The organism is Paenibacillus popilliae ATCC 14706, assembly GCF_000315235.1.
GTDB lineage: Bacteria > Bacillota > Bacilli > Paenibacillales > Paenibacillaceae > Paenibacillus_B > Paenibacillus_B popilliae.
Genome location: NZ_BALG01000117.1, coordinates 1 through 4,800, shown reverse-complemented (window position 1 = coordinate 4,800; position 4,800 = coordinate 1). Strand labels below are relative to the sequence as shown.

Here is a 4,800-nt window from a genome sequence, read left to right as displayed (position 1 = left end):
ACAAAGTTAAAATTATCAATAAAGATAAGTGGGATGCTTACTTTAACGGTAAATGGTATTCAGCCCCTGCAGAGTTTATGTCTAAGCTGACTGATAACTCAAAAGGTAAATATTAATTATTGTTTATAGTTCAATTGATCTAACGAATGAAGAGCGAAAGATATGATGTGACCACCCGCATCATATCTTTTCTTTTTTTATACTACTTTAATGAGCGTCGGTAGATTGCCCCGCCACTGAACATCACGGCGTCCCCTGCCTTAAGCGGGCAGGGGACGAACGATGCTATCGCTGCTGCGAATCCAACCGTTCCAGCATGACGGAACGCAGCTTTACTTTGTCCGCCTGCCCGATCTCGATGAAGTTCGGATTGCGCTCCTGGATGAGACTGAAGGTCAGCGTCAGCTCATAGATCCCAGGAGCCGGAATGAAGACCTCCGCCAGCCGGGAATGGACCTCCTTGTAAGGATGCTCGCATGCTGGGGATTCGGAGACGACCGAATCTTCCTGCGGAACCGTCTCGATCGCCTCTCCGGCGAACGTTAGCCGGATGCCATCGACATAGGAATCAGAGAGCGCCGCGTCGACGCGCTTGAAGCTGATCAGCGAGAGCGCGTAGGTGCCAGGCTCGGCAACTGCAATGTCCCAGACCGCGCGCCGCGCCGCCGAGGTCTCGTCACCGAGGGCCTCCGCCGTTGTCACCTCTCCTGACGTTACGTCAATCTTCAGCATGCCGGACGGGAGGACCGTGAATCCGGTATCGAGATCGTTCACATCTTCGATTTCGAGCACGATGACGGATACCGCCCGATCTGGGGCCGTGACCGGGAGGGAAATGGATAGCGTTTGGCGTTCCGTGCCGCCATGATAGGTGTGGGTGAGGGGAAGCTCTCTTTTCAACGGATCGGCGAGCAGGTACGCCTTGATTACACGGCTGCGCATCCCTTGCAGCTTCAACTGGCCACGCGGCCACTTGTCATTGAATACATGCAGGAAGAGGCGTCCCGGCTTGGCCGTCATGGTACCCCAATCGAACTCATACGGGAAGGGGCTCGCTGAAGTGCCATAGATCGCTTCCGCATTCCGTTCCGTCCACGCCCCGATCTCGCGCAGCCGTTCCACCGCCGGCTCCGGTATCGTTCCTTTCGGTGATGGGCCGACATTTAACAGCAGATTTCCTCCCTTGCTTACGATGTTGGCCAGCATGCGAATAAGGGAGTCAATCGGCTTCCATGCTTGATCCTTCGGACTGTATCCCCATGTCCCATTCATTGTCATCGGCATCTCCCACGGCCGGGATTCCTCGCCGTACATTGGCGTCTCATTGTCGCCCTTGGATTGATAATCGCCCATTCCCTGGACATGGCTGACCCGGCTGTTAATAAGACAATCCGGCTGAAGGCGGCGCACATGGGCGACGATGCCTTCGCTGGCTTCCTTCGATAGCCCGCCCGCCGTATCGAACCAGATGAGGCCGACCGGGCCGTATTCGGTGAGCAGCTCTTTGATTTGCGGCTTGACGAGCTCATTCCAATACATATCGAATTGCTTCTCTTCCATTTTGTAATCCTATATGTTGTTGGCAGATGGATGCACCGAGTGCGGATGATGCCAGTCGATGACATGTGAATAATAGAAGCAGAGGCGCATGCCTTCCTCCTGGCAGGCCCGCGCCAGCTCCTTCATCGGATCGCGCTGAAACGGCGTCGCATCGACAATATTGAACGGTTCAGCCTGGGAACCGTACATCGCGAACCCGTCGTGATGCTTGGCTGTAATCACGATATACTTCATGCCCGCCTGCCGGGCCAGCTGGACCCATTCCTTCGCATTGAAGCGCACGGGATTGAATTGATCGGCCAGCGATTCATATTCGGCGACCGGTATTTTCGATCTGTACATATGCCATTCGCCTTCTCCGGGAAGGGCATACAGTCCCCAATGGATGAACATGCCGAACTTCGCTTCCGTCCACCAGCTCATTCGCTCTGCCTGCTCGCGATTCGACTGTTGAACTGCCCCTGCCACAGTCATTCCACCGCCTCCTAGATATGGATTAGGCACCGTATGGGCATGAATGCCGATTGAGATGCCCTCTTTCCCTCATAAGTATTCGCTCTTCTCCGGTATCATCACTGCTGCGTCGCTATGCCCGGACCATTTGCGTTCGATTGCCTGCATAGAAGTTGCGCAGTTCGTCTTTTGGCCGCTGTTCAATCAGACCTTGAATAGTAAGAACATAATAAGTATTATGTAAACAAAATAGGGCTAATATTTGATACAAAATCGGGTCGATTTGTTTTTTTGTTGCAGGAAGTCGCATGCTTCCGGTAAAACTGGAGCATAATTCCTAATGATATCATTATGCTCGTATGGTAGAGCATTTCCAATGCAGAAAGGAGCCTTGATCATGTCTGGCAGAGCTTTCATATGCATCCTCTGTTGCAGTCTGTTCTGCACATTGTGCTTCGGCTGCAAGGCTCCCTCGGCCCGAACGCAAGCAACGGAACTGCAAGCGGCCGGTCAACCCGGTATTCGAGAAAGAGAGGCGCCGCCGAAAGCCCGTCTGTCCGCACAAGAATCGGGCCAGTCAATTGAGAAGCAGGCTGGCCTCTCCCTTCCCGGTGTGGACAGCCCCGAGGTTCTCGTCAATAAACGACATGGGCTTCCTCCAGGTTATGCGCCACACGATCTGATCTTCCCGAAGGTGCGAACGCTTACCGAACTCAAGTCGAAGCGGTATTTGCTGCGCCGGGAAGCGGCCCGGGCGCTGGAGCGGCTGTTCGCCGCAGCCGAGTTGGACAATATCTATCTGGCCAGCGTCTCCGCCTACCGCTCGTCTGCCATGCAGGCGGCGGTCTACCGCCAATATGTCCATACGGAAGGTTCCAGGCGGGCTAACACATATAGTGCCGCCCCTGGCCACAGCGAGCATGAGACCGGCTTGGCCGTCGATCTGTCCGGCAGCGATGGCCGATGCGCGGTCCAGGATTGCTTCGCGCATATGAAGGAAGCGACATGGCTGGCGACGCATGCGCACCGCTTCGGTTATATTATCCGCTATCCGCGCGGGAAGGAGGAGATAACCGGTTATCAGTATGAACCGTGGCATCTCCGGTATGTCGGACGCGATCTGGCTGGGCGGTTGGCGGCAGAGGGAATGACGCTGGAAGAGTACTATGGAGCGGATAGTCCTTTCAGCAAAACATTTCTACAAAGGAAGGGGAGTGGAACCGCTACAACGGGAGGGTGAGACCATCTACAAGCCTCCCATCGGATTGCGGTACGCCTGATTTCTACCGCTGTGAGCTTCAATCATGCTCTTGTAGGTCGCTAAGCCCAGTCCGCTGCCGCCGCCAGTGCGAAAGCGGATGGATCGACCCGGTACAGTTTGTCGAGTATCCGTTTCAGTTCTTGTCCGGCACCTTTCACATAAAAAACGGTTCTCTTCTGATTGCGAAAATGTTATTTTTATATATAGCTGGCATTCCGGCAATCTATCGAACGGATCTGTGGAAACATCATTGTGAAGGGGAGCCGTCTTCCTGATACGTCTATTCATAGGATCGCCCCGGATCCGCGTTAGGTGAATTTGTTCCCTTTTCCATAAAGTATAGAGAAAAGAAATGTGGGCGGGGAAAGCGGCTAGCATAAATAAGTGGGTTTCCGGATAGGAGCAAACGATGTTTCAGCAAATCATTGATTTCTTTATGGATTATGGAGCCTGGGGATTGTTCATCCACGCGTTCGTCGATGCGGTTATTTTTCCGATACCTGCTTTTTTCCTGCAGGTGTCGCTCAGTTTGCTCGATCCGTCTAACGCGCTGTGGTTGGCTACAATCGGCTACATCGCCTGTCTGCTCGGCACGCCGTTCGGCTATCTGCTCGGCAAGGGACTCGGCCATTCCATTATGTACAAGTTTCTCAAAAAAGAATGGGTCGATTCCGCCACCGTGATGTTCCAGAAGAAGGGAGAGGCTGCCATTCTCATCGGTTCGTTCACGCCGATTCCATTTAAAGTGTTCACGATTTTGTCCGGTTGCCTGAATTTCCCTTTATGGCGCCTTCTCGCGTATGCTGCGCTGGGAAGAGCGATCAAGTTCTATGCCATAGGCATCTTGTTCTACCTCTATGGCCGTTCGGCGGAAGGAATGGTTCACAAGGTCTCCCTTTACATTTTATTGATCTCTGTCCCAATCATTCTCGTATTTCTACTGCTCCGCAGAAGGTATCTCAAAAGAAAGGAAGCGGCCGCTGCGCAAAATATCGAGCAACCGAGCAATCATATCTGATGAAACATGGCCGGCACCGGATGTCTAACGGGAAGCCGGCTTGTTTGCTTTTTGCAGCGAAGAAGGGATTAGGTCGCACAGAAGCGGCGGCGCGCAATCAGAACGGCTGCCATGCTTAAAAGTCTGGTGAAAAATAGGTTATCGAGGTCAGATTGAGCCGTAACAAGGACGGCAAAAAGCAAAGCGTAGTTGGGGGAGTAAATGTGTTGTGAGCACCTCAACCGCATCTCCGACGGAATTTACGCATACGGAACTACCGCCTACTGGCCGTTTTTTCTTAAACCGGCAGAGTCGTTTCAAATTTTGGACAATGGCTGTCCACGTGGCCTGCTCCTGCATGCGCTCCAATCCTCGGCTATGGGCTCGGTTCATTCCGTGAACGTTCTTCGCCTCTGCAAAGACGTGTTCACAGCAAACTCGCATTTTCTGCACGTGACGGTATCCGCCATGGATTTGGAGCTGCTTGGCTTCGTTACAAATGCGAATCTTCTTTACTTTGTCGACGCGC

At 53.1% G+C, this 4,800-nt stretch carries 3 protein-coding genes and 1 pseudogene; 2 read left to right on the top strand and 2 right to left on the bottom strand.

The features are described 5' to 3' along the window. Positions 1-285: 285 nt before the first annotated feature. Positions 286-2,034, bottom strand: a pseudogene (locus PPOP_RS09525) (alpha-L-fucosidase). A gap of 376 nt (positions 2,035-2,410) precedes the next feature. Between PPOP_RS09525 and PPOP_RS09520 the strand changes: the two are divergent. Both PPOP_RS09520 and PPOP_RS09515 read left to right on the top strand, forming a co-directional pair. Continuing rightward, positions 2,411-3,253, top strand: coding sequence for a M15 family metallopeptidase (locus tag PPOP_RS09520; protein WP_006286061.1), 843 nt, complete (start codon positions 2,411-2,413; stop codon positions 3,251-3,253). A 430-nt stretch (positions 3,254-3,683) separates the two neighbouring features. Then, positions 3,684-4,292 (top strand): YqaA family protein, encoded by a 609-nt coding sequence (locus tag PPOP_RS09515; RefSeq protein WP_006286060.1) that lies wholly within the window; start codon positions 3,684-3,686, stop codon positions 4,290-4,292. Positions 4,293-4,439: 147 nt separating this feature from the next. Here PPOP_RS09515 and PPOP_RS25865 read toward each other — a convergent pair whose 3' ends face one another. Continuing rightward, complete coding sequence (locus tag PPOP_RS25865; protein ID WP_422730632.1) at positions 4,440-4,715, bottom strand: transposase; 276 nt, start codon at positions 4,713-4,715, stop codon at positions 4,440-4,442. Positions 4,716-4,800: the final 85 nt, after the last annotated feature.